This is a genomic window from Erwinia amylovora (assembly GCF_017161565.1).
In the GTDB taxonomy this organism is placed as follows: domain Bacteria; phylum Pseudomonadota; class Gammaproteobacteria; order Enterobacterales; family Enterobacteriaceae; genus Erwinia; species Erwinia amylovora.
Window position 1 is genome coordinate 1,666,790 of the sequence record NZ_CP066796.1, and the last position, 14,224, is coordinate 1,681,013.

Sequence of the window (14,224 nt, forward strand, 5' to 3'; positions counted from 1 at the left end):
ACTGACGAGACTTTACAAATAATCTGGAATCTCTGCAGATGCTTTGCTCGTTGCTAACGCCACCTTGAGATATTTCCTCCCTGAGCAACGCCTGTTGCCGTACTTGTCATTCTGACGAGCCAGCTGTGTCCAATAAATGCGGCACAGATTTTCGATCACGCTAATTTAAGACTGGAAATATGATGTTTAACCTGAACAATTTCAGGGCGAAAGACGTTAAAAATGACGTTTTGGCCGGGGTAGTAGTATCCGTAGCGCTAATACCGGAAGCAACCGCCTTTTCCCTGCTGGCCGGTCTTTCGCCGACTATTGGGCTGCATACCGCTTTCATTCTTGGGCTGGTGACCGCCTTTTTCGGTGGTAAACCCGGAATGATCTCCGGTGCGGCAGGTTCCATTATTGTGGTTTTGATTGGCCTGATAACCCAGCACGGCTACCAATACGTGTTGTTGGCAACCATACTGGCCGGATTGATCCAGCTATCCATTGGCTTGTTGCGGCTCGGCAAGTTTATTCGCCTGGTGCCGCAACCGGCTATTTATGGTTTTGTCAACGGGCTGGCAATTGTCATTATGCTGGCTCAGTTCCCGATGATTAAAGGCCAGGGGCCGGTAATGTATGCGCTCGTTGCGCTGGCGATGCTGGTTGTCTGGCTGTTTCCTAAACTGACTAAGGCCATTCCGGGTTCACTGGCTGCATTGATCGCCATTAGTGCTATTGCCATTGGTTTTGGCCTTGATACCAAGCGCGTGGGCGACCTGGCCGATATTTCCGGTACGTTGCCGCAGTTCCATCTGCCAACGGCCCCCCTTAACTGGGAGACGCTAAAAATCGTCCTGCCTTATGCGGTCGTGATCGCCCTTGTGGGGCTGATTGAATCATTATTGACACTGTCGGTTCTCGACGAAATGGGTAGTAAGAAGGGAGCGGGAAATCAGGAGTGTGTGGCTCAGGGGATCGGTAACACGATTTGTGGTTTCTTTGGCAGCTTTGCAGGCTGCGCTATGATCGGCCAGTCAATTATTAACTTTACCTCCGGGGGACGAGGGCGCATCTCTAATCTGGTTGGTGCGCTGCTGCTTATCCTGTTTGTCGTCAGCCTGTCGCAATATATCGCGCTGCTACCCGTAGCCGCGCTGGCGGGCATTATGTTTGTAGTCTGTATCAACACCTTTGAGTGGAGTTCTCTGCGCCGTCTGAAGCGCATGCCAACAGCGGATGCGGTCATTATGGTGGCCGTGACGCTGGTGACCATCTTCACTGACCTTGCGGTGGCGGTGATTTGCGGCGTAGTGATATCAGCGCTGGTCTTTGCCTGGCAGCATGCGCGCATCAGCGTTGTTGAGCAGGTACAGACGCAGGAACAGACGACTTACCGGCTGGAAGGACCGCTGTTTTATGGCTCCACCACAGCTTTTCAGGAGTTATTCAATCCACAAAACGATCCGGATAACGTGGTGATCGATTTTGCGCGTACCCGCGTGATGGATTCCAGTGGTGTGGAGGCTATCGATAAGCTGACGGCGCGCTATCTGGAACACGGTAAGAGTCTGAGACTGCGTCATCTCAGTGCGGATTGTATCAGCCTGCTGCGCCAGGCCGGGCCATTCTGCAGTCATGAGATAGACGATCCGGATTATAAAGTTGCCAGTAACGATGTTTGAAGCATAAAGCTGCTGTCAGGCTGGCCGATAATCTGAAAGTCGTCGTTTATCACGGCGGAGACGATTTTTATTCATATAGTTATATGAAGATAAATTATTCCATCGGCAGGATGCCCTTAACTGGCCTGATGGCATGAAAAACGATTTTTTTTGTATTCCTGTGCATACTCTGCGCGGCGAACTTGTTGCTGTTGATTTTAGTTACCGACCGCTGGGCGCATCGTGCCCTGGCGTATCGTTAGCGGGGTTACCGCTCATTTCAGCGCAGGATCGGTTGCTTAATCAGCTGCTTCTGATTGAGCAACAGGCGGATTTTTTCCGCCAGCACCACTTGTTATGCAGCCTGGCGATCGATTTTCAACAGGCGCGGGCGGTAGTAGAATCGACATTTATCCAGCAAATTCTCAGCCATCTGCCGTTTATACGGCTCAAGCTGTCGGAAGATTTTCCTAATCTGCACGATGGTATGAATAATCCACTATTGCGCACTCTGGTGGAACAGCTAAACATTCTTTGGCTGGATGATTTGGGCTCAGGCTCTGCCAACCTGCATGCCCTGCAGTCAAATATGTTTGAGGCGGTAAAGCTTGAACGCCAGTTTTACAGGGAAAACGTTTGTAAACCCTGGTTCAGCGTGTTGATCAATCATATTCGTCGTTACACTAATCGGGTAATCATAGAGGGCGTGGCTGATGACGGGCAGTTACAGACGCTATATAACAGCAGTATCTGGGCTGTGCAGGGCTATTTTATGCCGATGATGGCGCTGGATGATCTGCGACATGCTATCGCTACGCAGAGCGACGGGAGTTAACCATCGCCCGGCTGGTGCTGTCGCACAGGTAACCCGGTTTGCTACCTCAGCCCCCTTTATAACTGTGCAGGCGGTTCATAGCTTTCAGGCGATCCTCTTTCAGCCACACTTCGGTACAACGTGCTGCTTCATCTACCGCATTATCTATTAACGCTTTTTCCGCAGCCTGAGGTTTACCCAGCACGAATCCCACCACTTGGTTACGGTCACCCGGATGGCCGATGCCAATGCGCAGGCGATGGAAATTCACGTTGTTGCCCAGCTTGCTGATGATATCTTTGAGGCCGTTGTGACCGCCATGACCGCCGCCTTGTTTGAATTTCGCCACGCCAGGCGGCAGGTCCAGTTCATCATGAGCAACCAGGATTTCGTCAGCAGGAATACGATAAAACGTCGCCATCGCAGCGACTGCCTTACCGCTAAGGTTCATGAAGGTGGTGGGTACCAGCAAGCGCACATCTTCCCCGCCGATATTCAGGCGTGCGGTATAGCCGAAGAATTTGCTCTCTGGTTTTAAAGACCGATTATGACGTTCGGCCAGCAAATCAACATACCACGCCCCCGCATTATGGCGCGTGGCGGCATATTCAGCGCCGGGATTTGCCAGGCCAACAATCAGTTTAATACGGCTCACTTATCTATTTCCTGCAACGTAAGGATGAAAGCGGCTAGTTTACTGAAGCGGCGCAGAGAACTCAAAGATCTGCGCTTAAGCCGATAAGTAACGGCGATATTGAGTAAATTATTTACGTGCTGACATCAGACCGGGCCTGAACGTAAAGTATCGTCAAATCATCCCGGTTAAATGTGATCGCTGACTCATCAATAATGCTTGATATTTTTTAGACTAACCCTGTCTTGCAATGGAACCTGCTTCCTGAACATGTCTGGAGGTGTCGAATGAAGCGACAACATACCCATCTGCTGGGTAATAGTCTGATGATATTGGGACTGGCGGTAATGATCGCCGGCATCGTTTTTTCGGTGGTCAATCAGTTTCCACAGCTTGGCTTGCCGCAGTTTATGGTTAATGGGGCTATTTTCAGCATCTTTATCGGCGCTTTACTGTGGCTGGCCGGAGCCAGAATAAGCGGCCGTGAGAAAATCACTGACCGGTATTACTGGGTGCGTCACTGTGGTGACTCGCGCTGCCGTCGCGCTGGTGATCGGTATCATCATCACCAATAGGGCGAAGTGAACTTTACTTGAGTCGGTGGAAAAAAGTGTTAGCGGCATCCTCTGTTGTCGCAGAACTGATGCCGCGACCCCGGCGTTTGTTTTGCCATGATCGGCCATTACCTGCCGTGTGTTCTGAACTTGCTGGTCAATGTAATCAGCGGGTCGTCTGAACGCAGGCCAAAAAAAGGGGACAGGCATGACCCTGTCCCTCACAGGCTGGAAGAGCGAGTTTGCTACCCGGCGCTAAACGGCAGGGCCTGAGTTAAATGATGCCAATGCACAACGGCCGGAGCGGGCACCGGCTTCAGTCGGCTTGTGGCCTGTTAATGCTCGAACATCGCAGAAATTGACTCTTCATTACTGATACGACGAATCGCTTCAGCCAGCATGCCTGACAGAGTCAGCGTACGCACGTTAGGCAACGCTTTGATCTCCTCCGGCAGTGGGATGGTATCGCACACCACCACCTCATCAATCACCGAGTTACGCAGGTTTTCAACCGCATTACCCGAGAAGATAGGATGGGTGGCGTAGGCAAATACACGCTTCGCCCCGCGCTCTTTCAGGGCTTCCGCTGCCTTGCATAAGGTTCCACCAGTATCGATCATATCGTCGACCAGCACGCAGTCACGGCCAGCCACATCGCCGATGATATGCATCACTTGCGAAACGTTGGCTCGCGGACGGCGCTTATCGATAATCGCCATATCCGTATCGTTCAGCAGTTTAGCAATCGCTCGCGCACGAACCACACCGCCGATATCCGGCGAGACCACAATCGGATTTTCCAGGCCAATCTGCAGCATATCTTCCAGCAGGATGGGGCTGCCAAATACGTTATCAACCGGGACGTCAAAGAAGCCCTGAATCTGTTCAGCGTGCAGATCCACAGTCAGAACGCGGTCAACGCCAACGCTGGAAAGGAAGTCGGCAACCACTTTAGCCGTAATAGGAACACGGGCGGAACGCACGCGGCGATCCTGTCGTGCATAGCCAAAGTAGGGGATCACTGCCGTAATACGCCCGGCGGAAGCGCGACGCAGTGCATCAACCATCACAACCAGCTCCATCAGGTTGTCATTGGTCGGAGCACAGGTGGACTGGATGATGAAAATATCACCACCGCGTACATTTTCGTTAATTTGTACGCTCACTTCCCCATCGCTGAAACGACCGACGGCGGCGTCACCCAGGCTGGTGTAAAGGCGGTTGGCAATACGTTGTGCTAGTTCCGGGGTGGCGTTACCAGCAAAAAGCTTCATATCAGGCACGAGAAGAACCTCAGGCTTTGCGTCCAGAGAATGAAATATCGAAAACAGCACTGGGCGGAATACTGTTGACGTTTTCATACGGGTGTCTTACCCGACGTCCTTGACGCCGTAGCAGCGTTGGCTGCGAATCATCGTCTCAGTCACTTACTCAGTAAGCAACCGATCAGGGAGTGCACTTGCCGCTTTACTAACGTGCCAATGACTCGGGTTATTTAAGAGCAGTTGTGCAGCATCAGGATCAGTGTGACGCTGTCACATTAACTCATTTGCTGCGTAAGGGTGCGGTGCAGCGGTGAGACGTTAACGCCCCGCGCTACAAACCCCTGCAACCCTTGCGGAGCCAGCTCAAACACCTGACGAGCCGCGCACTCGGTGTCAAATTCTGCAAACACACAAGCACCCGTCCCGGTCAGGCGTGACGGCGCGTATTCTAGCAGCCAGGAAACGAGCTGTTCAACCTCGCGAAAACGATTTCTTACGACTGCTTCACAATCATTGCGGAATTCGCTCGATAATAAGGCGCTGATTTCCCGATGTGGCGTGTTTCTGGTCAGTGCTGGATCGTTAAAGACTAACGGAGTGGCGATACTGATGCCCGGGTGCATCACCAGGTACCATTTTTCAGCGGGAGAAACCGGAGTCAGCCGCTCGCCAACGCCCTCGGCAAATGCGGCAAAGCCGTGGACAAATACCGGGACGTCGGCGCCCAGCTGCAAGCCAAAGTCGGCCAGCTGGGCGAAACTGAAGCCGGTCTGCCACAGATGATTCAGCGCCACCAGCACCGTAGCGGCGTTGGAAGAGCCGCCGCCCAAACCGCCGCCCATCGGCAACCGTTTTGTCACCGCGAGCTTTGCACCGGAGTTAGCAGGCAGTGTGCCGGATATTTGTGCCTGTTGGCGCAGCAATTTTGCTGCGCGAATAATCAGATTTTCATCGTCGGGCACGCCGACCAGCGGGCTTAACAGTTGCAGCTCGCCACTCTGATCAGTTTCAATCGTCAGGGTATCGCCATAATCGAGGAACTGAAACAGCGTCTGCAGATTATGATAGCCGTCCGGACGACGGTCAGTGATGTACAGAAACAGATTGAGTTTTGCCGGCGCAGGCCAAGTGGTTATCATTTTAAGGTCCAGCTATCCATCTTCAGCTTAATGCGCTCGTCGCCCTGTTGCAGCTCGATACTGGCAGGCAGCTGCGGGTTTTGCTCATTATGATAAGCCTGGTAGGTGACGTGCCATTGCAGGCCTTCTTCACTGTAGTTGACTTCGCGAAGGCGGTACTGGTCATCCAGCGTAAAGTCAGCGGCATCGCCCGGCAGGCCGACCATCCACTGGCGCAGGTTATTCAGCGGAATCGTCATCCCGGTCAATTGGGAAATCATCTGCGCGGCATCGTTACTCACGTAGCGTTTACCTTTGTTATCGACGATCTGAGCTACCTGACCCTGCTGGTCCAACTGCAGTTCAGTGCTGCCCAGCGGATTGGTCAGCAACAGGCGGTAGCGATCCGGTGCGGTTTGCTGCCAGTTGAAACGGGCATACACTTTCTGCCGATCGGAAAGCCAGGCAAAAGCCCCGCGGGTTTGATACTGATGAATATTTTGTACCGCCTGCTGATGCTGGCGCCACTGCACGGCGGTCGGGCTTTGTCCCGGTTTTTGTGGCTGTGTGTGCAGGCCACAGGCTGTCAACAGCAGGCTGGCGAGGGGAAGAAGCCGCAACAGGCGGCGATTCGACGATAACATAACAGGGTCAGCTCCTCAGACTCGGTTCGGGCATACTTGCCGCATCAACCGTTCACGCTAACCAGCTAAACTGACGCCGTCAATGAGCAAATGAACTGATTTAACCAGAGAAAGGTATATCTTGTTACAGGGATAGACGAAGCATGTCTTTTATTGACCTCGCTCATCTTGTAGAATGCGGCTCACAAAACCCTATCAACAGTGGGATCTCCCCGACCTGTCACCATGACGTTACTGGCTCTCGGAATTAATCACAAAACGGCACCCGTGGCCCTGCGTGAGCGTGTGACGTTCACGCCAGATACCCTTGAACAGGCGCTCAACAGCCTGCTGGCTCAGCCGCAGGTGCAGGGCGGCGTGGTGCTGTCTACCTGTAACCGTACCGAGTTGTACCTTAGCGTTGAGCAGCATGAAAATCTGCAAGACCAGCTGATAGCCTGGCTATGTGATTATCATCATTTGCGTCCTGACGAGGTGCTGCAAAGCCTCTACTGGCATCATGACAATGAGGCGGTCAGCCACCTGATGCGCGTTGCCAGCGGGCTTGATTCGCTGGTGCTGGGTGAACCACAAATTCTTGGCCAGGTAAAAAAAGCCTTTGCCGATTCTCAGCGTGGGCATTCGCTGGACAGCGAGCTGGAGCGCATGTTTCAGAAGTCGTTTTCCGTGGCTAAGCGGGTGCGTAGCGAAACGGAGATTGGTGCCAGTGCGGTCTCGGTGGCTTTTGCCGCCTGTACCCTGGCACGTCAGATCTTCGAATCGCTGGCGACGGTCAGTGTATTACTGGTTGGTGCCGGGGAAACCATCGAACTTGCAGCCCGCCATCTGCACCAACATAAGGTGCAGAAATTGATGATCGCCAACCGCACGCCAGCGCGCGCACAGCTGCTGGCCGACGAAGTTGACGCTGAAGTCATTAGCCTGGCAGAGATCGACGAGCGCCTCGCTGAAGCCGATATTATTATCAGCTCCACCGCCAGTCCGCTGCCAATAATTGGTAAAGGAATGGTCGAGCGGGCGCTGAAAAAACGGCGTAATCAGCCCATGCTGTTGGTTGATATTGCCGTGCCGCGTGATGTGGAACCGGAAGTCGGGAAATTGCCAAACGCCTATCTTTACAGCGTTGACGATCTGCAGGCGATTATTGCAAGCAATATGGCACAGCGCCAGGCCGCAGCGGTTCAGGCCGAAACCATCGTGGTGCAGGAAAGTAGCGAGTTTATGTGCTGGCTGCGCTCGCAGAGCGCGGTTGAAACCATTCGCGATTACCGTTCACAGGCGGACAGGGTGCGCGCCGACCTGGAAGCGCGCGCCATTCAGTCACTGCAGCAGGGGGCGGATGCCGAACAGGTGCTGCGTGAACTGGCTCATAAGCTGACTAACCGTTTGATCCACGTCCCTACCAAATCTCTTCAGCAGGCCGCTCGCGATGGCGATGGCGAACGTCTGCAAATTTTACGCGACAGCCTTGGGCTGGATTAGCGTCTCAGGTCCCACTTTTTACAAGGTAAAATGATACAAATGAAGCCTTCTATTGTTGCCAAACTGGAAGCCTTGCAGGAGCGCCACGAAGAGGTCGAGGCAATGCTGGGCGATGCGGGCGTCATTGCCGATCAGGAACGTTTTCGCGCGTTATCGCGTGAATATGCCCAATTGACCGACGTCAGCCAGTGTTTCCGTCAGTGGCAGCAGTGCCAGGAAGACATTGCCGCCGCAGAAATGATGCTTGGTGATGCTGAAATGCGCGAAATGGCGCAGGACGAGTTACAGGCAGCGCGCGCCACCTGTGAAGACCTGGAGCAACAGCTACAGGTGCTGCTGCTGCCAAAAGATCCCGATGATGAACGTAACTGCTATCTTGAAGTGCGCGCCGGAACCGGCGGTGACGAAGCGGCGATTTTCGCCGGCGACCTGTTCCGCATGTACAGTCGTTATGCCGAATCCAGGCGCTGGAAGGTCGAAGTGATGAGCGCCAACGAAGGCGAGCACGGGGGGTACAAAGAGGTGATCGCCAAAGTGATCGGCGAGGGGGCTTACGGACGGCTGAAGTTCGAATCCGGCGGGCATCGCGTTCAGCGCGTACCGGAAACGGAATCGCAGGGTCGCATCCACACTTCGGCCTGCACCGTGGCGGTCATGCCTGAGCTGCCGGAAGCGGAGCTGCCGGATATCAATCCGTCCGATCTGAAAATAGATACCTTCCGATCCTCCGGGGCGGGAGGGCAGCACGTAAACACCACCGACTCGGCTATCCGTATTACCCACCTGCCAACCGGGATCGTGGTCGAGTGCCAGGACGAACGTTCTCAACACAAAAACAAAGCCAAAGCGCTTGGCGTGCTCGGTTCACGTATTCGTGCTGCTGAAATGGCGCGCCGCCAGCAGGAAGAGTCGTCGACACGGCGTAATCTGCTTGGCAGCGGCGATCGTTCCGACCGCAACCGTACTTATAACTTCCCCCAGGGCCGTGTGACCGACCATCGGATCAACCTCACCATTTATCGTCTGGATGAGGCCATGGAAGGTAAGCTCGATGCGCTCATTGAGCCAATCGTGCAGGAATATCAGGCCGACCAGCTGGCGGCGCTTGCCGGGCAGGACTAATGCAGATACGTGACTGGCTGCGTGCTGCAACAGCGCAACTTAGCGAAAGTGAAAGTCCGAAACGTGACGCGGAGATCCTGCTGCAGTTAGTGACCGGTAAATCCCGCGCCTGGCTGATCGGATTTGATGACAGCGTGCTGGATGCAGCCGCGCTGGAACAACTCCATGCGCTTCTCACGCGGCGCGCGGCCGGCGAGCCGATAGCTTACCTGACCGGGGAACGCGAGTTCTGGTCGCTTTCGTTGAACGTAACGCCGGATACGCTCATCCCACGCCCGGACAGCGAAGTGCTGGTGGAGCAGGCGCTGGCGCATCTTCCTGACGCGGCCTGTTCGATACTGGATCTCGGCACCGGCAGCGGAGCGATAGCGCTGGCGCTGGCCAGTGAACGCCCGGACTGCCAGATCAGTGGAATTGATCGCATTCCGGCCGCCGTTGCGCTGGCACAGCACAATGCCGCCAGGCTGGGCCTGGCTAACGCCACCTTTATGCCGGGCAACTGGTTCTCGGCGCTTAAGCCACAGCAGTTTGCCGTCATTGTCAGCAATCCACCCTATATTGATGCCGCAGATAAGCACCTGTCACAGGGTGACGTGCGCTTCGAACCCGCCAGCGCGCTGGTTGCTGGCGATGGCGGGCTGGCCGATATCAAAATTATCGCCGCTCAGGCCGGGCAATATTTAGCCAATGGCGGGTGGCTGCTGTTAGAGCACGGCTGGCAGCAGGGTGCACAGATACGACAAATTTTAAGTGACAACCACTATTGCCGGATTGAAACTTGCCAGGATTACGGCGGTAACGATCGCGTCACCTTCGGGCAAAAAACCGTTAATAAGGAACTTTAAATGGCCGCCTGGTACATTCCGCAGAAAAATCTTTATCTGCTAACCTTCGCCATCACCCTGTTGATGTTGGTACTGCGTTTCGACGGGTTACAAACGCATGTAACCCTGTTGCCAGGGCAGGGGGGGCGCATTATATCGCAGCTGAATGATACGCTGCCGATCACAGGCGGGTTGCTGGTGACAGTGACTCAATTCTGCCCGTGCAGTACGCAGCCCGGCGGGCTGACCGTAAAACTGTTTGGCGTTATCATCTGCCTGGTTCTGAGCTTTATCGCCCTGGAACGCCGTCCACGCGCGCAGAAAGTGCGTTGGCTGGCGTTTGTTGTGGCACTGGTCGCCTTGTTGGCGGTTATCAGGTTAGCCACCATTAAAATGACACTGCCGGGGTGGGTATAATGTCACTGGTCGAGTTCGATTTTAGTACCACATCACTGAGTGAAGCGATGATTACTGCATCGCAGTCTATTCGCAGCGACTTCCCGGCGGAATATGCCAGAAACCAGCTTTCGGCGCTGGTGGATGAAGCGCGTGCTGAAATCTCCCCTGAACTGGCTGCGGATTTGCAGTTTGAGCAACTGATTGAACTTTTTTGGGGCCGCTGGGGGTTTGGTGGAGCCAGTGGGGTTTACCGCCTTTCGGATACGTTGTGGCTGGATAAGGTACTGCGTACTCGTAAGGGGACCGCGGTGTCACTCGGCATCATTTTTCTGCATATTGCCGGCAAGCTCAACCTTCCTCTGCTGCCGGTGATCTTCCCGACGCAGCTGATTTTGCGAGCAGAATGGGTTGATCAAAATCTGTGGCTGATAAACCCTTTTGACGGCGAAACGCTGGATGAACACCAGCTGGAAGTGTGGCTGAAAGGGAATATCGGGCCGGGGGCAGAGTTGTATGAAGACGATCTCCAGGAAGCTGAACCCATGATGGTATTACGTAAAATGCTTGATGCCCTTAAGTCCGCGCTAATGGACGAAAAGCAGATGGAGTTGGCACTGCATGCCAGCGAAGTGCTGGTGCAAATGGACCCGGAAGATCCCTATGAAATTCGCGATCGCGGACTCATCTTTGCCCAGCTTGAATGCGCACACGTCGCGCTCAGCGATCTGACCTACTTTGTGGAACAGTGCCCGGAAGATCCGATCAGCGAGATGATTAAAATTCAGATTCATTCCATAGAACAGAAACAGATTGTCCTTCACTAACTTAAGTGAATCCAAGAAATAAGGCGAAGAGATGAAACAAAAAGTGGTTAACATTGGCGATATCAAAGTAGCAAACGATCTGCCTTTCGTGCTGTTTGGCGGCATGAACGTGCTGGAATCACGCGATCTGGCGATGCGTATCTGTGAACATTACGTCACCGTTACCCAGAAACTGGGCATCCCTTATGTGTTCAAAGCCTCGTTTGATAAAGCCAACCGTTCTTCTATTCACTCCTACCGCGGGCCGGGGCTGGAAGAGGGGATGAAAATCTTCCAGGAAATCAAACAGGCCTTTGGGGTGAAAATTATCACTGACGTCCACGAAGCAAGTCAGGCGCAGACGGTGGCCGACGTGGTGGACGTTATCCAGCTGCCCGCGTTCCTTGCGCGCCAGACTGATTTAGTTGAAGCGATGGCGAAGACCGGTGCGGTGATCAACGTCAAAAAGCCGCAGTTTGTCAGCCCGGGACAAATGGGGAATATCGTCGACAAATTCGCTGAAGGGGGTAACGAAAAGGTTATTCTGTGCGATCGCGGCGCTAATTTTGGCTACGACAACCTGGTGGTCGACATGCTGGGCTTCAACGTGATGAAGCAGGTATCGGCTAACAGTCCGGTTATTTTTGACGTCACCCATGCGTTGCAGTGCCGCGATCCGATGGGTGCCGCATCCGGCGGCCGTCGCGGTCAGGTGACCGAACTGGCTCGCGCCGGGATGGCGGTGGGCATTGCGGGGCTGTTTATCGAGGCGCATCCGGATCCGGCAAATGCCAAGTGCGACGGCCCGTCGGCTCTGCCGCTGGACAAGCTTGAGCCGTTCCTGTTGCAGATGAAAGCCATCGACGATTTGATAAAAAGTTTCCCGCAGCTTGATACCAGTCACTGATATCTGAAGCCCATGGGCAATCACCGGCCCGTTACTGCTGCGGCACAATGCGTTTTAAGCCAAAATGGAAAGTATCGTAAGGAATGATGATGAAGAAAAGTAGCTTGTTACTGCTGGCCGCCGTCGCCGTGAGCGGCTGTGGCGGCAGTGCCGCACAGTCTGACAGCGCACTGTTGGCAAACCGGATGTTTGTGCTAAGCGCTGTGGATGGAAAAGCGGTGGCCTTGCGTGATGGCATCAAGCCGGGTATCAGTTTTGACGCCGGGTTAAAGGTAAGCGGTGTGATGTGTAACCGCTTCTTCGGTCAGGGCAAGCTGGAGAGCGGCCAGTTGAAGGTGCCGCAGCTGGCATCAACCCGGATGATGTGCAGCGACCCGCTGCTAAATCAGTGGGAACAGACGTTAAGTACGGTACTGATCAACGGCGCTGCCGTTAAGGTAACCGCGCAAAGCCTGACGCTGACGGGAAGCGGTCATTCGCTGGAGTATAAGGTGCAGGCCCAACAATAACACCCGCTAAACTTCAAGCGGCAGGTGCGTTGGCTGCATGCGTTCACCCGAATCACTGACTGGTGTCAGCGCATCGGCATCCACACATTTGCCGTCTTCCTGCAGCTCGAATTATTCAGGCTATACCCGCCAGACTTAAAGCGGCAGGTGCGTTGGTGCGCTGGCTGAAAGGGGACAGGGTAAGCCGTCCCCCGGCGTAAATCAAAGCATGACTGTCATCATATAAGCAATAAACAACGCCAGATGCGCCGCGCCGTTCAGAACATTGGTGCGGCCGGTTGAGAATGATATCTGGCACAGCAGCAGAGCCGAAATCATGACCACCATCTGCGGCGCTTCCAGACCAAAGATCAGCTGTTGTCCCGTCAGGGTGGCGATAATTGTCACCGCAGGAACGGTGAGTGAAATGGTGGCCAGCACTGAACCGAAAAACAGGTTCATTGCACGCTGTACCTGGTTGGCCAGCACCGCTTTGATCGCGCCTAACCCTTCAGGTGAAAGGATCAACAGTGCCACCAGGAAACCGGTAAACTGTTCCGGAGCATCCAGCCCGGTCAACAGCGATTCCAGGGTAATGGCATTCATTTTGGTGACCGCAATCACCGCAATCAGATGCACGATAAGCCACAGAGTATGCCAGGTACTGGAATGAGAGGATGGCTTCCCCTGCTGCGGATCTTCCCCTTCATCTTCATGCTCATAGACAAACAGACTCTGGTGAGTTTTAGTCTGTATCAACAGGAATACCCCGTACATTGCCGCTGAAATGGCTGAAACCAACAATGCCTGGGCAACGGTGAGATTGCCGCCCGGCAGCGCATTTGGCAACACCAGCACAATCATGGCTAACGGAAAGATGGCAATCAGGTACTGCTTAACGCCGGCCAGGTTAACGTACTGGGTGGCAAATTTACGCCCGCCAAGCAACAAAGCAAAACCCACCAGTCCGCAGGTCACGATCATGATGATGGAATAGAGCGTATCGCGCATTAGCGCCGGCGCGGCGTCACCGGTGGCCATCAGCGCGGAAATCAGGCTGACCTCCAGAATCACCACCGACAGGCTAAGGATCAAAGAGCCATAAGGCTCGCCAAGACGATGTGCCAGCACGTCGGCGTGCCGTACCACACTGAAAGCGCTACTGAGGATTGCCACCAGCGCAACCAGATTGATTATTGTCACCAACGCAATGGAAGATGTATTGCCCCAAAACCCTAAAATAACCAGTGCAGCGATGGGTAAAAGCAGGGAAGACTCTTTATGACGGGTTTTAATGCTGTCGTGTGTATTCATCGGCAAACGCTCCTTATCCATGGCCCGTGACCTGAAGCAACTCTGCAGGTCGGTTAGACACAGTCTGACAAAATGTAAGACAAGTGATGAAAGTATACCTTTTTTTCAGCTGTCAGAACTGTTTGTGTCATTTCATGGACTGTTTGATGAAAAGAGTCTCAGTGGCATTAATATGGCTGTTTTTATTCTATCGTAATGAAGATAGTGAACTTT

General features: G+C 53.9%; 15 protein-coding genes. 10 read left to right on the top strand and 5 right to left on the bottom strand.

The annotated features are described in order from the left end of the window. Positions 1-182 precede the first annotated feature (182 nt). On the top strand, positions 183-1,664 hold the full coding sequence (locus JGC47_RS07775; protein WP_024015232.1) for a SulP family inorganic anion transporter: 1,482 nt from the start codon (positions 183-185) through the stop codon (positions 1,662-1,664). A 133-nt stretch (positions 1,665-1,797) separates the two neighbouring features. Continuing rightward, positions 1,798-2,478 carry an EAL domain-containing protein gene (locus JGC47_RS07780; protein WP_004157300.1) on the top strand — a complete coding sequence of 227 codons (681 nt, stop codon included), beginning with the start codon at positions 1,798-1,800 and terminating at the stop codon, positions 2,476-2,478. Between the two features lie 46 nt (positions 2,479-2,524). Here the strand turns inward: JGC47_RS07780 and pth are convergent, their stop codons facing one another. After that, entirely contained in the window at positions 2,525-3,112 is a 588-nt protein-coding gene (gene pth / locus JGC47_RS07785) for an aminoacyl-tRNA hydrolase (RefSeq protein ID WP_004157302.1), read from the bottom strand. 266 nt (positions 3,113-3,378) lie between these two features. Here pth and ychH point away from each other — a divergent pair, with 266 nt between their 5' ends. Continuing rightward, positions 3,379-3,666, top strand: coding sequence for a stress-induced protein YchH (ychH, locus tag JGC47_RS07790; protein ID WP_004157303.1), 288 nt, complete (start codon positions 3,379-3,381; stop codon positions 3,664-3,666). Between the two features lie 314 nt (positions 3,667-3,980). On the opposite strand, the gene prs is transcribed toward ychH, so the two are convergent. The 3 genes from prs to lolB form a co-directional block, all read right to left on the bottom strand. Further along, complete coding sequence (prs, locus tag JGC47_RS07795; protein ID WP_013201847.1) at positions 3,981-4,928, bottom strand: ribose-phosphate diphosphokinase; 948 nt, start codon at positions 4,926-4,928, stop codon at positions 3,981-3,983. Positions 4,929-5,185: 257 nt separating this feature from the next. After that, positions 5,186-6,049 carry a 4-(cytidine 5'-diphospho)-2-C-methyl-D-erythritol kinase gene (ispE, locus tag JGC47_RS07800; RefSeq protein ID WP_004157306.1) on the bottom strand — a complete coding sequence of 288 codons (864 nt, stop codon included), beginning with the start codon at positions 6,047-6,049 and terminating at the stop codon, positions 5,186-5,188. After that, on the bottom strand, positions 6,046-6,672 hold the full coding sequence (lolB, locus tag JGC47_RS07805) for a lipoprotein insertase outer membrane protein LolB (RefSeq protein WP_004157308.1): 627 nt from the start codon (positions 6,670-6,672) through the stop codon (positions 6,046-6,048). Before lolB ends, ispE begins: the two co-directional genes overlap by 4 nt. 225 nt (positions 6,673-6,897) lie before the next feature. On the opposite strand from lolB, the gene hemA reads away from it, so the two are divergent. From hemA to JGC47_RS07840, 7 genes are all read left to right on the top strand, one after another. Next, entirely contained in the window at positions 6,898-8,154 is a 1,257-nt protein-coding gene (gene hemA / locus JGC47_RS07810) for a glutamyl-tRNA reductase (protein ID WP_004162229.1), read from the top strand. A gap of 39 nt (positions 8,155-8,193) precedes the next feature. Next, positions 8,194-9,276, top strand: a complete 1,083-nt coding sequence (gene prfA / locus JGC47_RS07815) for a peptide chain release factor 1 (RefSeq protein ID WP_004157311.1) — start codon at positions 8,194-8,196, stop codon at positions 9,274-9,276. Continuing rightward, positions 9,276-10,121 carry a peptide chain release factor N(5)-glutamine methyltransferase gene (gene prmC / locus JGC47_RS07820; RefSeq protein WP_004157312.1) on the top strand — a complete coding sequence of 282 codons (846 nt, stop codon included), beginning with the start codon at positions 9,276-9,278 and terminating at the stop codon, positions 10,119-10,121. The genes prfA and prmC overlap by 1 nt, the downstream gene beginning before the upstream one ends. Then, positions 10,122-10,517: a SirB2 family protein gene (locus JGC47_RS07825; RefSeq protein WP_004157313.1), complete on the top strand. Its 396-nt coding sequence runs from the start codon at positions 10,122-10,124 to the stop codon at positions 10,515-10,517. Continuing rightward, positions 10,517-11,323, top strand: coding sequence for an invasion regulator SirB1 (sirB1, locus tag JGC47_RS07830; protein WP_004157314.1), 807 nt, complete (start codon positions 10,517-10,519; stop codon positions 11,321-11,323). The genes JGC47_RS07825 and sirB1 overlap by 1 nt, the downstream gene beginning before the upstream one ends. Positions 11,324-11,354: 31 nt before the next feature. Further along, positions 11,355-12,209 carry a 3-deoxy-8-phosphooctulonate synthase gene (kdsA, locus tag JGC47_RS07835; protein ID WP_004157315.1) on the top strand — a complete coding sequence of 285 codons (855 nt, stop codon included), beginning with the start codon at positions 11,355-11,357 and terminating at the stop codon, positions 12,207-12,209. A gap of 89 nt (positions 12,210-12,298) precedes the next feature. Next, positions 12,299-12,718, top strand: coding sequence for an META domain-containing protein (locus tag JGC47_RS07840; protein ID WP_004157318.1), 420 nt, complete (start codon positions 12,299-12,301; stop codon positions 12,716-12,718). Positions 12,719-12,919: 201 nt separating this feature from the next. Here the strand turns inward: JGC47_RS07840 and chaA are convergent, their stop codons facing one another. Then, positions 12,920-14,011 (bottom strand): sodium-potassium/proton antiporter ChaA, encoded by a 1,092-nt coding sequence (gene chaA / locus JGC47_RS07845; RefSeq protein ID WP_004157319.1) that lies wholly within the window; start codon positions 14,009-14,011, stop codon positions 12,920-12,922. Between the last annotated feature and the right edge of the window lie 213 nt (positions 14,012-14,224).

What these genes read in the sequence shown, in the direction of transcription:
- JGC47_RS07775 (WP_024015232.1), top strand. Translation starts at nt 183, where the DNA reads ATGTTTAACCTGAACAATTTCAGGGCGAAAGACGTTAAAAATGACGTT.
- JGC47_RS07780 (WP_004157300.1), top strand. Translation starts at nt 1,798, where the DNA reads ATGAAAAACGATTTTTTTTGTATTCCTGTGCATACTCTGCGCGGCGAA.
- ychH (WP_004157303.1), top strand. Translation starts at nt 3,379, where the DNA reads ATGAAGCGACAACATACCCATCTGCTGGGTAATAGTCTGATGATATTG.
- ispE (WP_004157306.1), bottom strand. Translation starts at nt 6,049, where the DNA reads ATGATAACCACTTGGCCTGCGCCGGCAAAACTCAATCTGTTTCTGTAC.
- lolB (WP_004157308.1), bottom strand. Translation starts at nt 6,672, where the DNA reads ATGTTATCGTCGAATCGCCGCCTGTTGCGGCTTCTTCCCCTCGCCAGC.
- hemA (WP_004162229.1), top strand. Translation starts at nt 6,898, where the DNA reads ATGACGTTACTGGCTCTCGGAATTAATCACAAAACGGCACCCGTGGCC.
- prfA (WP_004157311.1), top strand. Translation starts at nt 8,194, where the DNA reads ATGAAGCCTTCTATTGTTGCCAAACTGGAAGCCTTGCAGGAGCGCCAC.
- prmC (WP_004157312.1), top strand. Translation starts at nt 9,276, where the DNA reads ATGCAGATACGTGACTGGCTGCGTGCTGCAACAGCGCAACTTAGCGAA.
- JGC47_RS07825 (WP_004157313.1), top strand. Translation starts at nt 10,122, where the DNA reads ATGGCCGCCTGGTACATTCCGCAGAAAAATCTTTATCTGCTAACCTTC.
- sirB1 (WP_004157314.1), top strand. Translation starts at nt 10,517, where the DNA reads ATGTCACTGGTCGAGTTCGATTTTAGTACCACATCACTGAGTGAAGCG.
- kdsA (WP_004157315.1), top strand. Translation starts at nt 11,355, where the DNA reads ATGAAACAAAAAGTGGTTAACATTGGCGATATCAAAGTAGCAAACGAT.
- JGC47_RS07840 (WP_004157318.1), top strand. Translation starts at nt 12,299, where the DNA reads ATGAAGAAAAGTAGCTTGTTACTGCTGGCCGCCGTCGCCGTGAGCGGC.
- chaA (WP_004157319.1), bottom strand. Translation starts at nt 14,011, where the DNA reads ATGAATACACACGACAGCATTAAAACCCGTCATAAAGAGTCTTCCCTG.